This is a genomic window from Kineosporia sp. NBRC 101677 (assembly GCF_030269265.1).
In the GTDB taxonomy this organism is placed as follows: domain Bacteria; phylum Actinomycetota; class Actinomycetes; order Actinomycetales; family Kineosporiaceae; genus Kineosporia; species Kineosporia rhizophila.
In genome coordinates this window covers 194,052-219,758 of record NZ_BSTA01000003.1, presented here as the reverse complement: position 1 = coordinate 219,758, position 25,707 = coordinate 194,052, and the positions used below count along the sequence as shown (strand labels likewise).

At 68.7% G+C, this 25,707-nt stretch carries 3 protein-coding genes; all 3 read left to right on the top strand.

All coding sequences use genetic code 11. The features are described 5' to 3' along the window. Positions 1 to 232: 232 nt before the first annotated feature. From QSK18_RS10460 to panD, 3 genes are read left to right on the top strand one after another with little or no spacing between them, the layout of a single operon-like run. Positions 233 to 24,952 (top strand): non-ribosomal peptide synthase/polyketide synthase, encoded by a 24,720-nt coding sequence (locus tag QSK18_RS10460; protein ID WP_285618228.1) that lies wholly within the window; start codon positions 233 to 235, stop codon positions 24,950 to 24,952. 51 nt (positions 24,953 to 25,003) lie between these two features. Next, the gene (locus QSK18_RS10455) at positions 25,004 to 25,243 is read left to right on the top strand and encodes an MbtH family protein (RefSeq protein WP_232812851.1); all 240 of its coding nucleotides are present in this window, start codon (positions 25,004 to 25,006) and stop codon (positions 25,241 to 25,243) included. A 55-nt stretch (positions 25,244 to 25,298) separates the two neighbouring features. Next, positions 25,299 to 25,706: an aspartate 1-decarboxylase gene (gene panD / locus QSK18_RS10450; RefSeq protein ID WP_232812850.1), complete on the top strand. Its 408-nt coding sequence runs from the start codon at positions 25,299 to 25,301 to the stop codon at positions 25,704 to 25,706. The last annotated feature ends 1 nt before the right edge of the window (position 25,707 follow it).

Here is a 25,707-nt window from a genome sequence, read left to right as displayed (position 1 = left end):
AGCCGGAACCGTACGGAACCTGAACTTGCGGCCAAATTTGCTGTCGGCTGGCTGGTTCCGCTAGCGCCGGGCGGGCCGCGACCGTCGCATCGGCGTATCGCTGCAGGTCAAACGCGTCTCCTTCGATCGCGGGCAGGGCCGGTTCGGGGCAGGTGGCGCCCTCGACCCGGGGTGGGCTTGTCGACACCCGATCTTCCTAGTTAGGTTAGGCGAAGCTTACTTACCTGGAGTGATGGTGGCCACTGGTTCTGTGCATCTTGTTCCTGCTCAGTTAGGAGTGTGGGCGGCGGAGGAGATGGCTCCGCAGGCCGACGCCTTCCTGATCTCGCAGATCGTGTGGTTCGACGGTGAGATCGACCTCGAACTGCTCGAGCAGGCGCTGACCACGGCCGGCGCGGAGGCCGACGTCCTTCGGATGCGGGTGCGCCACGATGCCGACGGCCAACCGGTGCTCCAGGCGGTGGGCGAGGCGCCGTGGGTCCAGGTGTCGGGAACCCCGCTGATTGATGACGCTGTACGCGCCGCTGCGGTGGATCGTTGCCGTTCGCTGGGTGGCCAGGAAGCGCGGTTCACTGCCGGGTCTGTGCTCCATCCGCGAACAGAGGGCGGCTGGGCCTGGGAGTTCGTGGTTCATCACCTGTTCTTCGACGCCTACGGGCTGGGGTTGTTCACCCGGCGGGTGGCTGAGGTGTACTCAGCCCTGGTCGAGCAGCGCCCGGTTCCCGAGCGGTGGTTCGGCGAGTACGCCGGACTCGCGGACCAGCCGGCTGGCGATCCCGCGCGGTCGGAGTTCTGGCGCAACCGGTTCGAGCAGGCCGTGGATGCCGGTGGGGCGCAGTCGGAGAGTGCCGAGGGCTCGGCTGCGCGATTCCGGCTGACGCAGGCCCGCGCCGGGGTAGTGCTGGAAGACGAGGTCGCAGGGCGGATCGACGTGTTGGCCCGGTCGGCCAAGGTGTCCTGGTCGGACGTGGTGCTGGCCGGATGGGGGCTGTTCACCTCGGCGCGCGACGGACGAGAAGCGTTCGCGGTGCGCCTGCCCCAGATGAACCGGCAGGGCAGGTTGGCCCTGACCACCCCGGCCATGTTGGTCGGGTCGGCGCCGACGGTGCTGCAGCCCGAACTGTCGCAATCTGTGGCCAAATTCGTGACCAGTGTGCGCGAGGCCTCTCGCGAGGTCGTACGTCATTGGGTGGCGGCGGAGGAGGAGTTGGCGCGGCTGTGGCCCGGTGGTGTGGAGGACTTCTATGCGCTGCCGCAGCTGAACTTCAAGGCGTTCGACTACCAGTACCAGTTCGGTGCGGTGATGGGCCGGCAGGAGACGATCGCCAACGGTCCGGTGGGGCGGTTGGACCTGATGGTCTACCGGGATGCGGTGCACGGCTTCCGCCTGGACCTCGCCTCGAGCGACCCGGCCTTCTCGCGTGAGTCGGTTCGCAGCTACCTCGCTGACTTCACTGAGTTCCTGACCCAGTTGGTCAGTCAGGACTCGGCACAGCCGGTGGCTCACCTGGACGTGCTGTCCGAGCGCGACCGGGCGGCTGTGGCCGGCTGGCAGGGTGGTCCGACGGCCGACCTTCCCGATGTCACGCTGGACGATCTGGTGCGGGCTCAGGTGGCGGCGACGCCGGCGGGCACGGCTCTGGTGGACGATCTGGGTGTCGAGCTCTCGTATGCTGAGTTCGACGGCCGGGTGAATGCTTTGGCCGCGGTCATGGTCGCCGGTGGTGTTCGGACTGGGGACCGGGTTGCGGTGTTGTTGCCGCGGTCGGGCGATCTGGTGGTCGCTCTGGCGGCGGTGTTGCGGGCGGGGGCTGCCTATGTGCCGATCGATCCGGAGTACCCGACTGAGCGTGTGGCGGCGATCCTGGCCGATGCCACACCGAGCCTGCTGGTCACCGACCGGACGTACGACGCTGAAGTGCCGGTCCTGCGGCTGGACGCAGAGCTTCCCGACACCGAAACCGGTGCTGTCAATCGTCCTTTGATTGGTTCTGACACCGCCTACGTCATCTTCACCTCGGGCACCACGGGCCGGCCCAAGGGTGTCGCGGTCAGCCACGAAGCGATCGTGAACCGGTTGGTGTGGATGCGGGACGACTACCAGATCACGGCGGCTGACCGGATCCTGCAGAAAACTCCCGACGGGTTCGACGTCTCGGTGTGGGAGTTCTTCCTGCCCTTGATCACCGGCGCCACGGTAGTGGTGGCGCGGGATGGTGGGCACAAGGACCCGGTGTACCTGGCGGAGGTGATCGAGGCTCAGCGGGTGAGTGTGGCGCACTTTGTGCCGTCGATGCTGACTGCGTTCCTGGCCTCGAATCCTGATCCTTCCAGGCTGACTTCGTTGCGGCGGGTGTTCTTCTCGGGTGAGGCCTTGCCGGCTGTGGCCGCGCTGGAGGCTGACCGCCTGTTCGCTAACGCCAGTCTGCATAACCTGTACGGGCCGACCGAAGCCGCTGTCGACGTCACCGCCCAGCCGGTTGGTTCGGGTGACACGGCCGTGGTCCCGATCGGTCGTCCGGTGCTGAATACCACGACGGTGGTGTTGGATTCGTGGCTGCGTCCCGTCGGGCCTGGTGTGGTGGGGGAGCTCTATCTCGGTGGTGTCCAGCTTGCCCACGGCTATCTGGGTCAGCCTGCTCTGACCGCGTCTCGTTTTGTGGCGGCTGAGGGCGGAACGCGGCTGTACCGCACGGGTGACCTTGTGCGGTGGAATGCCGAAGGTGAGCTCGAATACCTGGGCCGGGCGGACGATCAGGTCAAGATTCGCGGCTTCCGCATCGAGTTGGACGAGATCCGTAATGTTCTGGAGTCGCATCCGCAGGTGAAGGCCGCTGCGGTGGTGGCTTTCGATCATCCGGCGGGCGGGAAGTTCCTGGCTGCGTACCTGACCACGAGTGGGTCGGTCGACGAGGTAAGGGAGTATTCGGCTCGGCGGTTGCCGGACTACATGGTCCCGACGGTGTTCACGGTGCTGGACTCGCTGCCGACCACGGTCAACGGAAAGCTTGACCGCCGCGCTCTCCCGACCCCCGACCTGGGAACAGCGACGGGGGCCGGGCGGGCGCCGGAGACCCCGGTCGAGACGGCCCTGGCGGAGATCTTCACGGATGTCCTTCACCTGCACGAAGGCTCGAGTGACCAGGAGTTGTCGCTTTCGGTCGACGACGACTTCTTCGCCCTCGGTGGGCACTCGCTGCTCGCCACCCGCGTGGTTGCTCGGGTAAATGCCCGGCTGGGCGTCGATCTGACGCTGCGAGAGGTGTTCGAGGCCTCCACCGTGGCCGCCCTGGCCCGGGTCGTCGAGAAGCGCCGAAGTGTTTCGGGCGAAGCGACATTGCGGCTGGGGGAACTGCCGCGCCCGGAAGTGCTGCCGGCGTCCTATGGGCAGCAGTCGCTTTGGCTGATCGAACAGCTGGGCGGGCCCGGGGGCCGGTACGTCGTCCCGCTGGTCCTGCGTCTGTCGGGGGATCTCGACCAGGCCGCCCTGCTCGACGCTGTGCAGGACGTGGTTGCGCGGCACGAGGCCCTGCGCACGCTTCTGGTCGAGGACGAGGGCAGCCTGCGTCAGGTCGTCCTGTCGCCGGAACAGGCGGCCCGTGCCCTGAACCCGCTCAATGCCGACCTGAACATCGAGAACGAAGACCACAGAACCAGAACAATGGACGCCTGGGTCGCCGGGATCCTTCGGCGCACCTTCGATCTGGCGAAGGATCTTCCGATCCGGGCCGGCCTGCTGCGGGTGGACTCAGCCGAGTGGGTTTACGTGCTGGCGGCGCATCACCACGCGGTGGACGAGTGGTCGTTCCCGTCGTTGCTGGGGGATCTCACCACGGCCTACCGGGCTCGGGTGGAGGGTGAGAGGCCGCACTGGGTTCCGCTGCCGGTGCAGTACGCGGATTACGCGCTGTGGCAGCGTGAGGTGCTGGGTTCCGGTGATGACGCCGATTCGTTGCTGGGGCAGGACCTTGCCTACTGGCGAGAGGTTCTGGCTGACGCCCCGCAGGAATCGACGATCACCCTGGACCGGGCCCGCCCGAACCACCCGACGCATCACGGCGTCGACCTCAGTTTCACCGTGGACGCCGTCACGGTCGACGGCCTGCGGCGGGTCGCTGCCGCTCAGGGCGTGTCGATGTTCATGATCGCCCAGGCGGCCACGGCGCTCGCGGCCTCGGTGCTGGGGGCTGGTGACGACGTGGTGATCGGCTCGCCCATCGGTGGGCGGACCGAGGACGGCCTGGAAGACCTGGTCGGGTACTTCGTCAACACGCTGCCCTTCCGCCACCGCCTCAACCCCGCGGACACGCTGGCGGACCTGCTGCAGACCACCCGGCAGACCGTGCTCGACGGGTTCGCCCACCAGGCGGCGCCGTTCGAGGAGATCGCCAAGGCCGCCGGGGTCGAGCGGGCAGCGAACCGTAACCCGCTGTTCCAGATCATGCTCACTCACTACGTGGAGCAGGCGAAGGGACTGACCCTTCCCGGCGTCACGGTGGTGACGGAGGAAGGAAGCATCGCCGCGGCCAAGACAGACATCGACCTCTATCTGGAGGACGACTCTGTCCAGCTCCAGGGCTTCCTGACCTACGCCACGGACGTCCTGGACGACGACACCGCCCGCCGCTTCGCCCAGACCCTGACCGCAGCCTTCGACGCCATCGCGACCGGCCTGGAGCTGCCCCTGGCCGACCTCCGGCTGCTGTCGGACGCCGACCTGGACCACCTCCGCACCTGGTCCACCGGCCCCCACGCCGAACTGCCCCACACCACCCTCAATGCATGGCTCCACGCCCAGGCCGTCGCCCACCCCGCCCAGACCGCTCTGATCCAGGCCGGGAGCGAGGCCGGGAGCGAAGCTGGCGAACGCCTGACGTACGCGGAGTTCGACGCCCGGGCCAACGCTCTGGCCGGCCTTCTGGTCGAGCGCGGCGTGAACGTGGGGGATCGAGTAGCCGTCCTCCTGCCGCGTACCCCGGACCTGGCGGTCAGCCTGGCCGCCGTGCTGCGAGCAGGCGCAGCGTACGTCCCGCTCGACCCCGCGTACCCCCAGCAGCGCATCACCACCACCCTCCAGGACGCCCAGCCGGCCCTGCTCATCACCAACACCGAACTGGCCGAGACCGCGGCATCCCTGCCCAGCCAGCCGGTTCTGTTGCTGGACGCCGGTGATGTGGCTGGTTCGGAGGCCGGTGCTGGCTTGGGGCTTGGTGCTGGTTCGGACGCCGGTGCTGGCTCGACCGGGGCGGTATCGGGGACTGGCCCGGATACCAGCGCCGACTCCGGCCTCCCGGTACTCGCACGCCCGGTAACGGGCCAGGACATCGCCTACCTGATCTACACCTCCGGAACCACCGGCCGCCCCAAGGGCGTCGCCGTCAACCACCAAGCCCTGATCAACCGCCTGCACTGGCACATCCAGCACCAGCACCTCGACCACACCGCCACCACCATCGCCAAGAGCGGCACCGGCTTCGTCGACGCCACCACCGAACTCCTCGCACCCCTGGCCGCAGGTGCGACCGTCGTCGTGGTCCCCGACCCCCAAGCCCGCGATGCCCATGCCCTCGCCCGCACCATCCGCGAGCACCAGGTCACCCACCTGCTCACCGTGCCCAGCCTCGCCCAAACCCTCAACGAGCAGACCCTCAACGAGCAGACCCTCGAGAAGCAGACCCTCGAGGACGGAACCAACGGCCAGGACCTTGACGGTGCAGGCAATCTGGGCAGCCTGAAGCACTGGACCTCTTCCGGCGAAACCCTCACCCCCCACCTCGCCGCCACCATGCGCCACCTGGCCCCCCAGGCGCACATCCACAACTACTACGGCAGCACCGAAATCACCGGCGACGCCACCACCAGCACCCACGGACCCGCCAGCAATTCGGCCGGCAATTCGGCAGGCAGCCCCACCGGCACGCACGTCGGCACGCACGTCGGCACGCACGTCGGCACACACACGGACGCACTCGCCAACAGCCAAGGCCGCAACCCCGTTGCCGACCTCGCCACCAACAGCCCGGGCAACAACCCCACCGCCAACCTCGCCACCGACGGCCCGGGCGACAACCTCGCAGCTGGCACCGCTGCCAGCCACACCGCGAACCCCGCTGCCAGCGTGATCGGCCGCCCCGTCGCCAACACCACCGCCACCATCCTCGACACCTGGCTACGCCCCGTACCCCCCGGCATCATCGGCGAGCTCTACCTCGGCGGAACCCAAACCGCCAACGGCTACCACCACCAGCCCGCCCTCACCGCCACCCGCTTCATCGCCACCAACAACGGCACCCGCCTCTACCGCACCGGCGACCTAGCCCGCTACAACCACCACGGCCAACTCGAATACCACGGCCGCACCGACGACCAAATCAAAATCCGCGGCTTCCGCATCGAACTCGACGACATCCGCACCACCCTCCAAACCCACCCCCAGATCCACGCAGCAGCAGTCCTCGCCCACGAACACCCCGCCGGCGGCCACTACCTCACCGCCTACCTGACAACCACCGTAAACCTCACCACCGACAACATCCGCCAATACACCGCCGAACGCCTACCCGACTACATGGTCCCCACCGCGTTCGTCACCCTCGACACCCTGCCCATCACCCCCAACGGCAAACTCGACCGCCGCGCCCTCCCCGCTCCCGATCTCACCGCCAGCACCGGGAACAGTCGGACCCCGACCACAGCAACTGAAACCGCCCTCGCCCAGATCTTCACCGACGTCCTCAAACTCGACAGCAACATCTCGATCGACGACGACTTCTTCCACCTTGGCGGCCACTCCCTCCTGGCCACTCGGGTCGTGGCGCGCGTCAACGCTGCACTGGGCACCACGCTGACCCTGCGGGAGCTCTTCGAGGCGCCGACGGTGGCCGCGCTGGCCCGAGTTGTCGGTCAGCACACGCCCACCGGCACGGTGAGGCTGGGAGGCCGGGCCCGGCCGGATCGGGTGCCTGCGTCGTACGGTCAGCAGTCGCTGTGGCTGATCGAGCAGCTCGGCGGGCCGGGGGGCCGGTATGTGGTGCCGATGCTGCTGCGTCTGAGCGGTGAGCTCAATGATACGGCGCTTTTTCACGCCCTGCAGGACGTGATCGACCGCCACGAAGCCCTACGGACGCTTCTGGTGGAGGAAGGCGGGGAGCTGCGCCAGGTGGTCCTGGCGCCTGGTCAGGCAGTGCTGGAGCCCGAGGTCGCCGAACACAGCGATCAGGCCGTGACGGACCTGCTGCAGTGCCGGTTCGACCTGGCCACCGAAACGCCGGTGCGTGCCGGTCTGTTCCGTATGCCATCGGGTGAACGGCTTTTCGTGTTGGCCGTACATCACCATGCGGTGGACGAGTGGTCCTTCCCGTCGTTGCTGGGTGATCTGTCCACGGCCTACCGGGCCCGGATTGCCGGGCAGGCTCCGGAGTGGACGCCGCTGCCGGTGCAGTACGCGGACTACGCGATCTGGCAGCGTGACGTACTGGGCGTTGCGGGGGACCCGGATTCCCTTCTGGCCCGCGATCTGGACTACTGGCGCCGCGTTTTGGCGGAGGCACCACCGGAGTCAACGATTACGCTGGACCGGCCGCGTCCCAGCAACCCGACGCATCACGGCGCTGCGCTGGCGTTCGGCGTGGACGCGGAGGTCGCCCGAGGGCTGCGCAAGGTGGCGGCCGAGCAGGGCGTCTCGATGTTCATGATCGCCCAGGCCGCGACGGCGGTGGCGGCGTCGGTACTGGGGGCCGGTGACGACGTGGTGATCGGCTCGCCGATCGGTGGGCGTACGCAGGACGGTCTGGAAGATCTGGTCGGGTACTTCGTCAACACCCTGCCCTTCCGGCATCACCTCGACCCCGCCCACACCTTCGCTGATCTGCTGCAGGTCACCCGGCAGGCGGTGCTGGACGGGTTCGCCCACCAGAGCGCGCCGTTCGAGGAGATCACGAAGGCGGCCGGGGTCGAGCGGGCGGCCAACCGTAACCCGCTGTTCCAGATCATGCTCACTCACTACGTGGGGGAGCAGGCCAGAGGTCTGTCGCTTCCCGGGATCACGGCGATCCCTGTGGATGGGAACGTCTCGGCCGCGAAGTGCGACATCGATCTGAACCTGGCCGACGCCACGCAGGGCCTCGACGGGTTCCTGACGTACTCCACCGAGGTCCTCGACCGGGTGATGGTTGACCGGTTCGTCGAGGTCTTCACCGCCGTTCTGCAGGCCATCGCCACCGACGCGCAGCAGCAGATCTCTGAATCGCTGCTGCTCTCGGCGCAAGACCGGAAGGCGGTGGCGCAATGGCAGGCTGGGCCGGTGATCCCGGTCCCGGCGGCGACGCTGGATGCACTGGTGCAGCGCCAGACCGAGCAGACGCCGGACGCGACGGCGTTGGTGGATGCTGACGGCGCGGAGCTGACGTACGCGCAGTTCGACGCTCGCGTGAATTCTCTGGCCGCCGTGCTCGTCCGGCGGGGCGTCAGTGTGGGCGACCGGGTCGCGGTGCTGTTGCCTCGGTCGTCCGATCTGGTGGTGTCTTTGGCTGCTGTGTTGCGGGCGGGGGCGGCATACGTCCCGATCGATCCGGACTATCCGGGTGGACGCATCATGGCAATCATTGAGGACGCCTCACCCAGTCTGTTGATCACGACGCCTGAGTCTGTGGTCACGGGTGCGACGAGTGTGTTGCGGCTGGATGGTGAGCTGGAGTCGGCTGATGCGCCGGTCTTGTCGCGCCCGGTCTCGGAAAGCGACACGGCGTACGTCATCTTCACCTCGGGGACGACGGGCCGTCCGAAGGGTGTGGCGGTCAGTCATCGGGCGATCGTGAACTTGATCGCTTGGCGTCAGGGGGTGTTCCCGCTCGAACCCGGCGATCGTTTGTTGCAGAAGAGCTCTGCCGGGTTTGACGTGTCGGTGCCGGAGTTCTTCTGGCCGCTGACCGTGGGTGTCGCTACCCGTCTGATCCGTCCGGGTGGGGACAAGGACGTCGAGTACCTGGCCGGCATCCTGGCCTCGGAGCCGATCGGATTCGTGGAGTTCGTGCCGGTGGTGTTCCAGGCCATCACCGCCACCGGCTTCGACCCTAAGGTGTCGCAACTAAGGCATCTTTCGCTGGGTGCCGATGTTCTGCCGACGGGTCTGGCGAAGGACCTCGAAGGCTCGGACATCAACGTCTGGAACACCTACGGACCTACCGAAGCCGCGGTCGAAACCGTAGCTTTCGCGCTGAAGGACCTGGGTCCCGACGCCGACACGGTCCCGATCGGTCGCCCGGTGTGGAACACCGACGTGCTCGTCCTGGACTCCTGGCTGCGCCCGGTCGGGCCCGGCGTGATCGGTGAGCTGTACCTCGGCGGGGTTCAGATCGCCGACGGCTACGTCGGCCAGCCTGCCCTGACCGCGGCTCGTTTCATCGCTGGCGAGAACGGCACCCGCCTCTACCGCACCGGCGACGTGGTGCGCTGGAGTCACGACGGTCAGCTCGAGTACCTGGGCCGGGCCGACGACCAGGTGAAGGTGCGCGGTTTCCGGATCGAGCTGGACGAGATCCGCAACGTGCTGGAGTCGCACCCGGACGTGACCGCGGCCGCGGTGCTGGCGTTCGACCACCCCGCGGGCGGCAAGTACCTGGCCGCCTACGTCACCACCAGCTCTCCCGTGGAGCAGCTGAGGGAGTTCGCGGCCACCAGGCTGCCCGAGTACATGGTTCCGAGCGCCTTCATGGTGCTGGACGCGTTCCCGGTCACCGTGAACGGCAAGCTGGACCGCCGCGCGCTGCCACTGCCCGAACTGGCCGCCGGTGCGGGCGAAGGGCGAGCCCCGGCCACGGCGAGCGAGACGGCGCTGGCCGAGATCTTCACCGACGTCCTGCAGTTGCCCGAGGCTCCGTCGGTCGACGACGACTTCTTCCGCCTCGGCGGTCATTCCCTGCTGGCCACCCGCGTGGTGGCTCGGGCGAACGCCGTGCTGGGCGCGGCGCTGACCCTGCGGGACGTGTTCGAGGCGCCCACCATTGCCGCGCTCGCGGCTCTCGGCGATGCTGCTGCACAGCCGGCGACGCCCAAGCTTGGAGACCTGCCTCGCCCGGAAGTGCTACCGGTTTCGTACGGCCAGCAGTCCCTTTGGCTGATCGAGCAACTCGGCGGTCCCGGCGGTCGTTATGTGGTGCCGACCGTGCTGCGCCTGTCCGGCGCCCTGGACGAGAAGGCGCTCATCGACGCCGTCCAGGACGTGGTCGGGCGGCACGAAGCTTTGAGGACGCTTCTGGTCGAGCAAGAGGGCCGGTTGAGTCAGGTTGTGCTCGCCCCGGAGCAAGCCGTTCTGAACGTGGTCACGGGGGCTTACGGCGATCAGGCGGTGGCGGAGCTGCTGCAGCGCCGGTTCGACCTGGCCGCACACCTGCCGGTCCGGGCCGGCCTGTTCCGGGTGGCCCCGGCTGAGTGGGTCTTCGTGCTGGCGGTGCATCACCACGCCGTGGACGAGTGGTCGTTCCCGGCGCTGCTCGGTGATCTGGCCACCGCTTACACCGCCCGGGTGGAGGGCGAACGCCCGCATTGGGCACCTCTTCCCGTGCAGTACGCCGACTACGCGGTCTGGCAGCGTGCGGCCCTGGGTGACCCTGAGGACGCCAATAGTGCGCTCGGCGTTGACCTGGGCTACTGGCGTGACGTCCTGGCCAACGCTCCGGCCGAGTCCACCATTTCCCTGGGCCGGGCCCGTCCGGCCGAACCGAGCCATCACGGCCTGGACCTGACGTTCGACGTCGACCCCGAAACCGCCCGCGGGCTGCGCCGGGTGGCGGCCGAGCAGGGCGTGACCATGTTCGTGATCGCCCAGGCCGCGACCGCGGTGGCCGCCTCCGTCCTGGGAGCGGGCGACGACGTCGTCATCGGTTCGCCGATCGGTGGACGCACGCAGGACGGGCTGGAAGACGTGGTCGGGTACTTCGTCAACACCCTGCCCTTCCGCCACCTGCTGGATCCGGCGCAGACCTGGGCCGAGCTGCTGGAGTCCACCAAACAAACGGTGCTGGAAGGGTTTGCCCATCAGAGCGCGCCGTTCGAGGAGATCGCCCGGGTGGCCGGGGTCGAGCGGGCAGCCAACCGCAACCCGCTGTTCCAGATCATGCTCACCCACTACACCGGCAAGCCCGGGCAGGGGCTGGCCCTGCCCGGGGTCGACGTCACCCCGGTGGACGGCGAACTGGCCGCAGCCAAGACCGACCTCGACCTGAGCCTGGTGGACACCGAGGAAGGCATCGAGGGCTTCCTGACCTACGCCACCGAGATCCTCGACCGGACGATGGTGGACCGGTTCGTCGCTGTGCTCACAGCCGTCCTGGACGGGATCGCGACGGACCCGCAGCAGCAGGTCTCTGCGCTGCAGGCGCTTCCGGAGCCCGACCAGGCAGCCGTGGCGCAATGGCAGGCGGGATCAGAGGTCCCGCTCCCGGCCATGACACTGGATGCTCTGGTACGGGCGCAGGCCGAGCAGACGCCGGACGCGACGGCGTTGGTGGATGCTGAGGGCGCGGAGCTGACGTACGTGCAGTTCGACGCTCGGGTGAATTCTCTGGCCGGCGTTCTGGTCGAGCGTGGTGTGCAGGTGGGCGACCGGGTCGCGGTGCTGTTGCCTCGGTCGTCTGACCTGGTGGTGTCTTTGGCCGCTGTGTTGCGGGCGGGGGCGGCATACGTCCCGATCGATCCGGACTATCCGGCTGAACGCATCACGGCGATCATTGAGGACGCTTCACCCAGTCTGTTGATCACGACGCCTGAGTCTGTGGTCACCGGGGCAACGAGTGTGCTGCGGCTGGACGGTGAGCTGGCACCGGCTGATAAGCCGCTCTTGTCGCGCCCGGTCTCGGAAAACGACACGGCGTACGTCATTTTTACGTCGGGGACGACGGGGCGGCCGAAGGGTGTGGCGGTCAGTCATCGGGCGATCGTTAACCTGATTGCTTGGCGTCAGGGGGTGTTCCCGCTTGAGGCGGGTGACCGGTTGCTGCAGAAGAGCTCTGCCGGTTTCGATGTGTCGGTGCCGGAATTCTTCTGGCCGCTGACCGTGGGCGCCGCTACCCGGCTGATCCGTTCCGGAGGGGACAAGGACGTCGAGTATCTGGCCGGCATCCTGGCCTCGGAGCCCATCGGGTTTGCTGAGTTCGTTCCGGTGGTCTTCCAGGCCATCACTGCGACCGGCTTTGATCCGAAGGTGTCGCAACTAAGGCATCTTTCGCTGGGTGCCGATGTTCTGCCGACGGGTCTGGCGAAGGACCTCGAAGGCTCGGGCATCAACGTCTGGAACACCTACGGCCCGACCGAAGCCGCCGTGGAAACGGTGGGCTTCGAACTGAAAAACCTGGGACCGGATGCGGACACGGTCCCGATCGGTCGTCCGTTGTGGAACACGGACGTGGTGGTGCTGGATTCCTGGCTGCGTCCGGTGGGACCGGGTGTGGTGGGGGAGCTCTACCTCGGTGGTGTCCAGGTCGCGGACGGTTATCTGGGGCAGGCGGCCCTGACGGCTCAGCGCTTCGTGGCCAACCCGTTTGCGGACGATGGTGCTCGCCTCTATCGCACGGGGGACCTGGTGCGGTGGAGCGAGGACGGGCAGCTGGAGTACCTGGGCCGGGCCGACGACCAGGTCAAGGTCCGGGGCTTCCGGATCGAGCTGGACGAGATCCGCAACGTGCTGGAGTCGCACCCGGACGTGACCGCGGCCGCGGTGCTGGCGTTCGACCATCCGGCGGGCGGCAAGTACCTGGCCGCCTACCTCACGGCCAGTGCGCCGGTGCCGCAGTTGCGGGAGTACGCGGGCGAACGGCTGCCCGAGTACATGGTGCCGACCACGTTCATCGTGCTCGACGCGTTCCCCCTCACGGTGAACGGCAAGCTGGACCGTCGCGCCCTGCCGGTTCCGGACCTGGCCTCGGCGTCCGAAGCAGGTCGCGCCCCAGCCACGCCGGCCGAGGTTGCCGTGGCCGAGATCTTCACCGAGGTTCTGAACCTCGACGGCCCGGTCTCTGCCGACGACGACTTCTTCCGGTTGGGCGGGCACTCGCTGCTGGCCACCCGCCTGATGGCCCGCACCAACGCTCAGCTCGGCTCGGCCTTGACCCTGCGTGAGGTGTTCGAGGTCCCGACCGTTGCCGGGCTGGCCGCCTCGGTCGCCGGGCGTCCTCAGGAGGTCCAGCTTCCCCGGGTGGGAGACCTGGCTCGTCCTGAGGTGCTTCCGCTGTCGTACGGCCAGCAGTCGCTCTGGCTGATCGAGCAGATGGGCGGGCCGGGTGGGCGGTACATCGTGCCGACTGTGCTGCGCCTGACCGGTGACCTGAACCAGGACGCTCTGGTGGACGCGGTCGGCGATGTGGTGGCCCGGCACGAGGCGCTGCGCACGCTCCTCGTCGAGGACCACCAGGGACTGCACCAGGTTGTGCTGCCCGTCGACCAGGCCCTGGCCGCACTAGAGGTCTCTACGGCTGCGGAGCACAAGCCCGCAACCGTGGACGACCTCGTGCAGCGTGGGTTCGACCTCGGCCGGGACCTGCCCATCCGCGCAGGCCTGCTGCGGGTGGCTCCAGCCGAGTGGATCTTCGTGCTGGCCGCGCATCACCATGCCGTGGACGAGTGGTCGTTCCCGTCGCTGCTGGGGGATCTCGCCACCGCCTACCGGGCTCGGGTGGACGGCGAGCGGCCGCACTGGGCCCCGCTGCCGGTGCAGTACGCCGACTACGCGCTCTGGCAGCGCGAAGTTCTCGGGTCCGGCGACGACGCCCACAGCATGCTGGGACAGGACCTCGCCTACTGGCGAGAGGTTCTGGCCGACGCACCCCAGGAATCGACGATCACCCTGGACCGAGCCCGTCCGGGTGACCCGACCCATCACGGCGTGGATCTGAACTTCACCGTGCCCGCGGACACGGTTGCCGGTCTGCGACGGGTGGCTGACCACCACGGTGTGTCCATGTTCATGGTCGCCCAGGCCGCGACCGCGCTCGCGGCTTCGGTGCTGGGGGCCGGAGACGACGTGGTGATCGGCTCGCCGCTCGGTGGACGCACTGAGGACGGCCTCGAGGACCTGGTCGGATACTTCGTCAACACGTTGCCCTTCCGCCACCGCCTGAACCCCGCGGACACGTTGGCGGAGCTGCTACAGGCCACCCGGCAGACCGTGCTGGACGGGTTCGCCCACCAGGGCGCGCCGTTCGAGGAGATCGCCCGGGTGGCCGGGGTCGAGCGGGCGGCGAACCGTAACCCGCTGTTCCAGATCATGCTCACCCACTACGTCGACGAGCCTGGGCAGACGCTCTCGCTGCCCGGCGTCTCCGCGACGCCGCTGCCCGACACCTTGGCCGCGGCCAAGACCGACCTCGACCTCAGCCTGGCCGACACTCCCGACGGCCTGGCCGGGTTCCTCACCTACGCCACCGAGATCCTCGACCGGGCCAAGGTGGACCGCTTCATCCAGGTGTTCACCGCCGTCCTCGAAGCCATCGCGACCGACCCGCAGCAGGTGGTGTCGGGTCTGTCCCTCGTTCCTGAGCTCGACCGGACCAGGGTGAGCAGATGGCAGGTCGGCCAGGCCGGGAACGTCTCCTCCCTGACGCTGGATGCGCTGGTGCGCCGACAGACCGAGGCGACCCCGTTCGTCCCTGCTTTGATTGACGACGCCGGCCACCAGCTGTCGTACACGGACTTCGATTCCCGGGTGAACGCGGTCGCCCAGGTACTCGTGGACCAGGGTGTTCGGGTGGGGGACCGGGTAGCGGTCAAGTTGCCGCGCTCGGTCGACCTGGTGATCACGCTGGCGGCCGTGCTGCGGGCCGGCGCCGCCTACGTGCCCATCGACCCCGAGTACCCGGCCGAGCGGGTGGCCGCGATCCTGGCGGACGCTGCCCCGGCCCTGTTCGTCGACGAAGTGATCGACGCCGTGGGGACGGCTGAAGCGCCGGTGCTGTCGCGCCCGGTCTCGGAACACGACACGGCGTACGTCATTTTCACGTCGGGTACGACGGGGCGGCCAAAGGGTGTGGCGGTCAGCCACCGCGCGATCGTTAATCTGATCGCTTGGCGTCAAGGGGTGTTCCCGCTCGAACCCGGCGACCGGTTGCTGCAGAAGAGCTCTGCCGGTTTCGATGTGTCGGTGCCGGAGTTCTTCTGGCCGTTGACGGTCGGCGCGAGTGTGAGGCTGATCCGTTCCGGAGGGGACAAGGACGTCGAGTATCTGGCCGGTATCCTGGCCTCGGAGCCGATCGGGTTCGCTGAGTTCGTGCCGGTGGTGTTCCAGGCCATTACTGCGACCGGCTTTGATCCGAAGGTGTCGCGGTTGCGGCATCTTTCGTTGGGTGCCGATGTTCTGCCGACCGGTCTGGCGAAGGACCTGGACGGTTCGGGCATCAACGTGTGGAACACGTACGGTCCCACCGAAGCAGCTGTGGAGACCGTCGGTTTCGCGCTGGAGGGTCTGGGTCCGGATGCGGACACGGTTCCGATCGGTCGTCCGGTGTGGAACACGAATGTGGTGGTGCTGGATTCCTGGCTGCGTCCGGTGGGACCGGGTGTGGTGGGGGAGCTCTACCTCGGTGGCGTGCAGGTCGCGGACGGGTATGTGGGTCAACCTGCCCTGACCGCGGCTCGTTTCGTCGCTGGGGAGAACGGCTCCCGCCTCTATCGCACGGGTGACGTGGTGCGCTGGAGCGAGGACGGCCAGCTGGAGTACCTGGGCCGGGCCGACGACCAGGTGAAGGTGCGCGGTTTCCGGATCGAGCTGGACGAGATCCGCAACGTGCTGGAGTCGCACCCGGACGTGAGCGCGGCTGCGGTGTTGGCGTTCGACCACCCGGCGGGTGGCAAGTATCTGGCTGCTTACGTCACCGGCCCCACCAGTGCTGCCCCCGACGTCGATGCCCTGCGTGCCCACGCCGTGAGCATCCTGCCGGAGTACATGGTGCCCACGGCCTTCATCGCCCTGGACGCCTTCCCGGTCACCGTGAACGGCAAACTCGACCGCCGGGCCCTGCCGCTGCCGGAGCTGACCTCAGGTCCGGGCCGCGCCGCCGCCACACCGACCGAGAGTGCGCTCGCGGAAGTCTTCACTGACGTCCTGCAGTTGCCGGCCGAGGCCGAGTTCTCGGTGGAGGACGACTTCTTCCGCCTAGGTGGTCACTCGCTCCTGGCCACCCGGGTCGTGGCCCGGGCCAACTCCCTGCTCGGTAGCGCGCTGACCCTGCGCGAAGTGTTCGAGGCCCCCACCGTCGCCGCTCTGGCGGCCATCGTGGATGAGCGTCAGGCCGTCCAGAGGCCGGACGGGCCGCGAGTGGGCGAGCTGACCCGGCCCGAACGGATCCCGGTCTCCTACGGGCAGCAGTCGCTGTGGCTGATCGAGCAGCTGGGCGGGCCCGGCGGCCGTTACGTGGTGCCGACCGTGCTCCGGCTGACCGGCGAGCTGGACCAGGACGCTCTGCGAAATGCGGTCGCGGACGTGGTGGTGCGTCACGAATCGCTGAGGACGCTCATCGTCGAGGACGAGGGCGAACTGCACCAGATCGTCGTCCCCGCCGAGCGGGCCGTCGCAGACCTGCCCTTCGTGATCGAAGCGGACGTTCCGGCCGAGGCCGTGCCCACGCGGGTGGCCGAGGTCGTGCAGCGCCGGTTCGACCTCGCCGTGGACCTGCCGGTGCGGGCTTCATTGCTGCGGGTGGACATCGCTGAGTGGGTTTTCGTGCTGGCGGCGCATCACCACGCGGTGGACGAGTGGTCGTTCCCGTCTCTGCTCGGTGACCTGGCCAGCGCCTACCGCTCGCGCGTGGCTGGGCAGGCGCCGGGCTGGGAGCCGTTGTCCGTGCAGTACGCCGACTACGCGCTCTGGCAGCGGACCGTCCTCGGCAACCCGGACGACCCGCAGTCGTTGCTGGCCGGCGATCTGGGCTACTGGCGGGAGGTCCTGGCCGATGCCCCGGCGGAGTCCACGATCACCCTGGACCGGGCCCGCCCGACGACCCCGAGCCACCACGGCGTGGACCTGGCCTTCACCGTGAACGCCGACACGGTCGCCGGCCTGCGTCGGGTGGCGGCCGACCAGGGCGTCTCCATGTTCGTAATCGCCCAGGCGGCCACCGCCGTCACCGCCTCGGTCCTGGGGGCCGGGGACGACGTGGTGATCGGCTCTCCGGTCGGCGGACGTACCCAGGACGGGCTGGAGGAGATGGTCGGGTACTTCGTCAACACCCTGCCCTTCCGCCACCACCTGGATCCGGCGCACACGATGAGCGACCTGCTGCGCCTCACCCGGCAGACGGTTCTGGACGGGCTGGCTCATCAGGGCGCGCCGTTCGAGGAGATCGCCAAGGCCGCCGCGGCGGAGCGGGCGGCCAACCGCAACCCCCTGTTCCAGATCATGCTCACCCACTACGTCGAGGAACCGGGCCAGGGCCTCGACCTGCCCGGCGTCACCGTGGTGCCGGCCGAGGAGACCCTGGCAGCGGTCAAGACCGACCTCGACCTGTACCTGGAGGACGACACCGTTCAGCTCCAGGGCCTGGTCAGCTACGCCACCGACGTCCTCGACCACAGCACCGCCCACCGTTTCACCCAGGTCCTCACCACCGTCCTCACCGCCATCGCCGAGACCCCGGACCAGCGGCTCGCCGACCTGGACCTGCTGCCCGCCGAGGATCAGGCGCATGTCGTGGGCTGGCAGGCGGGTAGGACCGCGGACGTTCCCGGGGTGACTCTGGACGACCTGCTGCGGGCTCAGGTGGCGGCTACGCCGGCTGGCACGGCTCTGGTGGACGACCTGGGTGTCGAGCTCTCGTACGCCGAGTTCGACGGTCGGGTGAATGCTTTGGCCGTGGTCATGATTGCCGGTGGTGTTCGGACTGGGGACCGGGTTGCGGTGTTGTTGCCGCGCTCGGGCGATCTGGTGGTCACTTTGGCGGCGGTTCTGCGGGCAGGGGCTGCCTATGTGCCGATCGACCCGGAGTACCCAGCCGAGCGAGTGGCGGCGATCCTGGTCGATGCCACACCGAGCCTGCTGGTCACGGACCGGGCGTACGACGCTGAAGTGCCCGTGCTGCGGGTGGACGCAGAGCTTCCCGACACCGAAACCGGTGTTGTCAATCGTCCTTTAATTGGCTCTGACACCGCCTACGTCATCTTCACCTCGGGCACCACGGGCCGGCCCAAGGGCGTCGCGGTCAGCCACGAAGCCATCGTGAACCGGCTGCTGTGGATGCGGGACAACTACCAGATCACCGCCTCTGACCGGATCCTGCAAAAGACCCCGGACGGGTTCGATGTTTCGGTGTGGGAGTTCTTCCTGCCCCTGATCACCGGCGCCACCGTGGTGGTGGCGCGTGATGGTGGGCACAAGGACCCGGTCTACCTGGCGGAGGTGATCGAGGCTCAGCGGGTGAGCGTGGCGCACTTCGTGCCCTCCATGCTGGCCGCGTTCCTGGCCTCCGACCCTGATCCTTCCAGGCTGACCTCGCTGCGGCAGGTGTTCTTCTCGGGTGAAGCCCTGCCGGCTGCGGCGGCACTTCAGGCGGATGCCTTGTTCAGTAACGCCAGTCTGCACAACCTGTACGGGCCCACCGAAGCCGCTGTTGACGTCACGGCGCAGCCGGTTGGTTCATGTGACACGGCCGTGGTGCCGATTGGCCGTCCGGTGCTGAACACCACCACGGTGGTTCTGGATTCGTGGCTGCGCCCGGTCGGGCCTGGTGTGGTGGGGGAGCTCTATCTCGGTGGTGTCCAGCTTGCCCACGGCTATCTGGGCCAGCCTGCTCTGACCGCGTCTCGTTTTGTGGCGGCTGAGGACGGAACTCGGCTGTATCGCACAGGTGACCTTGTGCGCTGGAACGGGCGAGGAGAGCTCGAATACCTCGGCCGGGCGGACGATCAGGTCAAGATCCGCGGCTTCCGCATCGAGCTCGACGAGATCCGCAACGTCCTCGAATCCCACCCCCAGGTGAAGGCCGCAGCCGTCGTGGCGCTCGAGCACCCCGCGGGCGGGAAGTTCCTGGCCGCGTACCTGACCACGAGCGGCTCGGTCGACGAGGTCAGGGAGTATTCGGCTCAACGGTTGCCGGACTACATGGTCCCGACCGCGTTCACGGTGCTGGACACGCTGCCGACCACGGTCAACGGAAAGCTCGACCGTCGTGCCCTGCCCGCACCCCAGTTGGGCACCTCCGGCGGGACCGGCCGAGTGGCGTCCACTGCTACCGAAAGCGTTCTGGCCCAGGTCTTCGCCGACGTCCTGCGACTGCCCGAAGGCACCACGCTGTCGGTGGACGACGACTTCTTCCGGCTGGGCGGGGACAGCATCCTGTCCATTCAGGTGGTGTCCGCGGCCAGGCGACAGGGGCTTTCGCTGACGCCGGCGGAGGTGTTCACCGCCCGAACCATCGGAGCGCTGGCCCGGCTGGTCGAGCAGCGGAATACCGACGCCGAGCCTCAGGCGGCGCTCGCGGAGGTGTCCGGGGCGCAGCTGTTGCCGATCGCGGAGCGCTGGGTGGACCAGCCCGGCTTCGGGTCGTTCTCGCAGTCGTTCACCTGGGTGACGCCGGTCGGGCTGAGCGAGGACGTGCTCGTCCGGGTGCTCCAGCGGGTGGTGGCCAACCATCCGGCACTGGGCGGGCGACTGGTCAAGGTGGACGGGCAGTGGCGGTTCGAGACGCAACCCAGCAACCCCGAAGGTGTTGCTGAGCGCCTTACCCGCGGGCAGACGTCCTCAATCGACTCGGTGACCCGGGAACTGGCCGAGCAACTGGACGTTCAGGCCGGCGTGCTCTGGCGGGTGGCTTGGTTCGGCGATCGGCTGCTGCTGGTGGTGCACCACCTGGTCGCGGACGGGGTCTCCGGACGGGTGCTCGGTGAAGACTTGCGCCACGCTTGGGAACTCGAGACGGGCCGCACGAACGAGCCCATGTGGCCAGCCGGAACGGGCCTGGCCACCTGGTCGCATGCGTTGAGAACGCTCGCCCGGGACGTCGCCGGACAGGCCGAGTTCTGGACGGCCGTCGTCTCGGGGGAGGAACCGCTGATCGGGTCCCGGCCGATCAGCCCGCAGGACACCGTGGCCACGGCTGGGACCGTGCGGGTCTCGGTGCCGGACGATGTGACACAGGCCGTTCTGACCCAGGTTCCGCATGTGCTGTCGGCCGAGGTCAACGATGTGCTGCTCGGGGCCCTGGCGATCGCGGTCGCGGCGTGGCGAGCCCGACGAGGCGTCGAGCACCGCCGGGCCCTGATCGGACTGGAAGGCCACGGGCGCGAGCAGGCACTGGTCCCGGGCAGCGATCTTTCGCGCTCCGTGGGCTGGTTCACGTCTTGGTACCCGGTCGCCCTGGATCTGGAAGACGTTGATCCGACACGGGTTGCAGATGCGGTGCTACGGGTCAAGGAGCAGCTGCGCCAGGTGCCCGACCGAGGCATCGGCTACGGTCTGCTGCCCGAGGTACACGGCAATGTTCCGCAGATCGCCTTCAACTACCTCGGCCAGTTCGGGAGCGGATCTGCCGAGGAGAAGGACTGGGAAGACGTCGGATTCGGCGGCTACACCGCGCCGGAACTGCCACTGCCCGCCGTCATCGACATCAACGTCGCGGCGGTCCCCGGTGCCGACGGCCTGGTTCTGGACGGGTCCTTCGAGTTCGCGACCGGCATCGTGGACGAGGCGGACGTGCAGGAACTGGCCGAGCTCTGGTCTCAGGCGCTGGCCGGGCTGCGTGACCACGCGCTCAGCAGTACCCGGGTGCGACGCTCGCCCTCTGACCTCACGCTGACCGGCCTCAGCCAGGGGGATATCGATGAGTGGGAGGCCCGTTACGGGGAGCTGACCGACGTTCAGCCGCTGACCCCGCTGCAGCAGGGCCTGGTGTTCGAGTCCCTGCTCGGCGGTGATGCGGTCGACGTGTACGTCACCCAGACCGTGCTGCAGATCGATGGTGAGGTCGACCCGGCCCGCCTGCAGCAGGCTCTGGACCGGGTGCTGGTGCGGTTCCCGAACCTGAGGGCCGCCATGGTCGCAGCCGGCTCGGGTGAGTTCGTGGCCGTCGTCCCGGCCGCCGTGCACCTCGAACTCGACGTCGTGAGCGCACCCGGCGAAGGCGTCGAGAGTGTCGCCGACCGTGACCGGGCCCGGCCGGTCGACCTGGCGGCAGCGCCGTTGATGCGGGTCAGCCTGGTCACCACGGCTCCCGGGCGGCAGGCGCTGATCTGGACGATCCACCACGCCCTGGTGGACGGGTGGTCGATCCCGCGGCTGGTGGAGGTCCTGGTCGACTCCTACCAGGACCCCGGGGCCCGGGTGGAGCCCGATCCCGCCTACGCGCGGTTCCTGGCCTGGCTGGGCTCGCGAGACCGGCAGGCGTCGGCTCGAGTCTGGGCCCAGGAGCTGGCGGACGTGGAAGAACCCACGTTCTTGGCCCCGGACGCACCTCAGGACGTCTCGGTCTTCCCCGAGGAGGTGTCCTTCGCCCTCGACCCGGCCACCACGGCGGCATTGAGTGCGACCGCAAAGGACGCCGGGGCCACCGTGAGCTCTCTCGTCCAGGCCGCCTGGGCGGTCTTCCTGAACGCGTTCACCGGCCAGGACACCGTGGTCTTCGGCGTCACCGTGTCCGGCCGGCCGGCCGACGTGCCCGGTGTGGAAGACACCGTGGGCCTGTTCATCAACACCATCCCGGTGCCGGTCGGCCTGGCCGGCAATCCGACGCTGGGTGAGCTGCTGCGTCAGGTCCAGGACCGCCAGACGCGGCTGCTGGAGCAGCACCACACGCCGCTGACCGAGCTGCACCGGCTCACCGGCCACGACCAGCTGTTCGACACCCTGGTGGTGTACGAGAACTACCCCTACGACGAGGAGCAGCTGGAGCAGGCGCAGGAGCGGGCCGGGCTGCGCATCGGCGAGCTGTCGGGGCGCGACTCCACGCACTACCCGCTCACTCTCGCGGTCAACCCCGGCCCGGAGGCGGCCGGACTCGACCTCGCTCTGGAGTACCGCCCGGACGTGTTCGGCCGGGCCACGCTGGACCGGTTCGTCGACGTGTTCACGGCTGTGCTGCAGGGGATCGCGGCGGATCCGGGGCAGCGCGTCTCGGACCTGGTGCTCCTGCCCGAGCGCGACCGGGCCGATGTGCTCGGGTGGCAGTCCGGGCCTGAGGTGGCTGTGCCCGCCCTGACGCTGGATGCGTTGGTGCGCAGGCAGGTTGAGGCGACTCCGGCCGGCACTGCGGTGGTCGACGACCAGGGCAACGAGCTGACCTACGCGGAGTTCGACGCCCGGGTGAACGCGGTGGCCCGGGTGCTGATGGATCGCGGCGTCCAGGTGGGCGACCGGGTGGCGGTCAGGTTGCCCCGCTCGGTCGATCTGGTGGTGACGCTCGCGGCGGTGCTGCGAGCGGGTGCCGCCTATGTGCCCATCGACCCGGAGTACCCGGCCGAGCGGGTTGCGGCCATTGTCGAGGATGCCACCCCGGTCCTTTTGATTGAGGACGTCGTCCAGGTCGTTTCGGGGACCGCTGAGGTCCCGGTGTTGTCACGTGTGGTGTCGGAGCTGGACACCGCCTACGTGATCTTCACGTCCGGCACGACGGGCCGGCCCAAGGGGGTGGCGGTCAGCCATCGGGCGATCGTGAACCTGATCGCCTGGCGCCAGGGCGTGTTCCCGCTGCAGGCGGGGGACTGTTTGCTGCAGAAGAGCTCTGCCGGTTTCGACGTGTCGGTGCCGGAGTTCTTCTGGCCGTTGACGGTCGGCGCGAGCGTGAGGCTGATCCGCGCCGGCGGTGACAAGGACGTCGAGTACCTGGCCGGCATCCTGGGTTCGGAGCCGATCGGCTTCGCGGAGTTCGTCCCGGTGGTGTTCCAGGCGATCACCGCAGCCGGGTTCGACCCGGCGGCCTCACGGCTGCGGCATCTCTCACTGGGAGCCGATGTCCTGCCCACCGGCCTGGCCCGCAGCCTGGACGGTTCGGGCGTCAACGTCTGGAACACCTACGGACCCACCGAAGCTGCGGTGGAGACGGTCGGTTTCGCGTTGACCGGCCTGAAACCGGATGCCGAGACGGTGCCGATCGGCCGCCCGGTGTGGAACACGTCCGTCATGGTGCTGGACTCGTGGCTGCGGCCGGTCGGTCCTGGTGTGGTCGGAGAGCTCTACCTGGGCGGGGCGCAGATTGCGGACGGCTATGTCGGCCGGGCCGGTCTGAGCGCCCAGCGGTTCGTGGCCGACCCGTTCAGCGCCGACGGCGGGCGCCTGTACCGCACGGGCGACCTGGTGCGCTGGAGCGACGACGGCCAGCTCGAGTACCTGGGCCGGGCCGACGACCAGGTGAAGGTGCGCGGTTTCCGGATCGAGCTGGACGAGATCCGCAACGTGCTGGAGTCGCACCCGGACGTGAGCGCGGCCGCTGTGCTGGCTTTCGATCATCCGGCGGGCGGGAAGTACCTGGCGGCGTACCTCACCGGCGCTGTCTCCGACCTCGAGGCGGTGCGGACGCACGCCACCGGGATGTTGCCGGACTACATGGTCCCGGCCGTGTTCCTGCCCCTGGACGCGTTCCCGGTCACGGTGAACGGCAAGCTCGACCGTCGGGCCCTGCCGGTGCCGGACCTGGCCGCGGCCGGCGGTGCGGGCCGGGCCCCGGCGTCCGAGACCGAACTCGCTCTGGCCGGCATCTTCTCCGACGTCCTGCGGTTGCCGGAGGGCACCGCGGTCTCGGTCGAGGACGACTTCTTCCGGCTGGGCGGTGACAGCATCCTCGCGGCCCGGGTAGTGGCTCAGGCCATCCGGCGGGACCTGTCCGTCTCGGTGCGGAACATGTTCGAACTGCGCACGATCGAGCACCTGGCCCGGCTGCACGACGAGGTGCTGCAGGAGCAGGCCGCTGCGGTGGTGCAGGAACCGGTGACGCTTCCGCCCTCGACCGTGCTGGAAAGACTGCGCGAGTCGGGGGAGGCGCCGGACGCGTGGGTCTACACCGAGTGCCTGACGGTTCCGGCGGTACCGTCCGCGCAGATCCGGTCGGCCTTCGTCGAGTTGGTGGCGGCCGTCGATGCCCTGCGGCTGCGGGTCTCGACCATGAACAAGCGGCTGTGGCTGTCCGAGATCATGCCCGTTGGTTTCGCCGATCCTGCCGCTCAGTTCGTGGCGGGCGAGTCCGAGGCCGAGGCCCGCTCGCTGGCCCTGCAGCAGATCCACGTCGAACAAGGGCTACCCGTGGCGCTGGTCGCCGTACCCGGCCAGGACGCGACCACCCTGGTCCTGGCCGTCCATGCCGCGGCGGCGGACCGCCTCGGCGTCCACACCCTGATCACGCAGCTGGGACAGGCTCTTGGCAGCGGGAGTCCGGAGATCTCGCTGGCGACCGCGCTTCACGAGATCGACGCGGCCGGGGAGCAGGAGGATGCGGGCGCCACGGCCGCATGGGTCCAGCGACTCAAGCCGGCCGGCAGTGAGTTCCCGGACACCTGGGACGCCGCCGGGTTCGCGCAGATCGAACTCGCAGCCCCGCGCCCGGTCGATCAGGTGCTGGAGCGGGTGTATGCCGCCCTGGCCGAGTACGGGCGGAAATACGCACCGGAGCTCACGTACGACACGGAAGTGCGCCTGACGGGCGCGGTACCGGCTCTGGTGGGCCCCTTCACCGCCACCAGCCCGGCGGGCGTCGCGACGACGGACGATGCGTTGCGGCCGGAGCAGTACCCGCTGCTGCGCTTCCACAACCGCGCCGGACGTCGGGCCCTGCGCAAGATGCCGCTGCCGCCGGTGCTGGTCACCCGGCTCCACGGCGACGGCCCCCAGTTGCGCGAGGGTCTCGAGCACCAGTACCGCGCCGTGGTCCGCGTGCACGGTTGGGCCGAGGCCGGCCTGGTGTCGCTGCTCGGATTCTCCGCCCGGGCGCAGGAAGTGATCGAGACGGCACTGCACGAAGCCTTCTCAAATGAGGTTAGGCTGTCCTAAGTTCTAGGCATCCGATCGACGAGACCCATCGACCGAAACATGGAGGCGCAGATGGCCACGAACCCCTTCGACGACGACAGCGGAACCTTCTTCGCGCTGGTCAACCACGAGGAGCAGTACTCGCTCTGGCCGACCTTCCGGCCGGTGCCGGGCGGCTGGAGCATCGCCTACGGCGCTCCCGCGGGGGCCGGCCGTCAGGAGGTCATCGACTGGATCGACGCGACCTGGAAGGACCTGCGGCCCAAGTCGCTGCGCGACTTCGTGGCCGAGCACGAGAAGGCCGGCGCGTAGCTCGTCCGGCGGTACCCGAGTTCAGCCGAAACATCCAGCGGAAGAGAGAGTTCACATGCTGCGCACGGTCCTCGGTGGGAAGATCCACCGCGCCACCGTCACCCAGGCCGACCTGCACTACGTCGGCTCGGTCACGATCGACTCCGACCTGCTCGAGGCGGCCGGCCTGGTCGAGGGCGAGAAGGTGCAGATCGTCGACATCACCAACGGCGCCCGGATCGAGACGTACGTGATCACCGGGGCCTCCGGCTCCGGCCAGATCTGCATCAACGGCGCCGCCGCGCACCTGGTGAAGCCGGACGACCTGGTCATCATCATCTCGTACGTCCAGGTGGACGACGCCGAGCTGCTCACCCACCGGCCCCGGGTGGTGCACGTGGACGCGGCCAACCGGATCGTCGAGCTGGGCAGCGACCCCGCGCAGCCGGTCCCGGGTGCGGTCGACCAGCTCGCCACGCGGTAAC

Bases quoted from the DNA above. Each gene is read 5' to 3' on its own strand.
- QSK18_RS10460 (WP_285618228.1), top strand. From the start codon at position 233: ATGGTGGCCACTGGTTCTGTGCATCTTGTTCCTGCTCAGTTAGGAGTG.
- QSK18_RS10455 (WP_232812851.1), top strand. From the start codon at position 25,004: ATGGCCACGAACCCCTTCGACGACGACAGCGGAACCTTCTTCGCGCTG.
- panD (WP_232812850.1), top strand. From the start codon at position 25,299: ATGCTGCGCACGGTCCTCGGTGGGAAGATCCACCGCGCCACCGTCACC.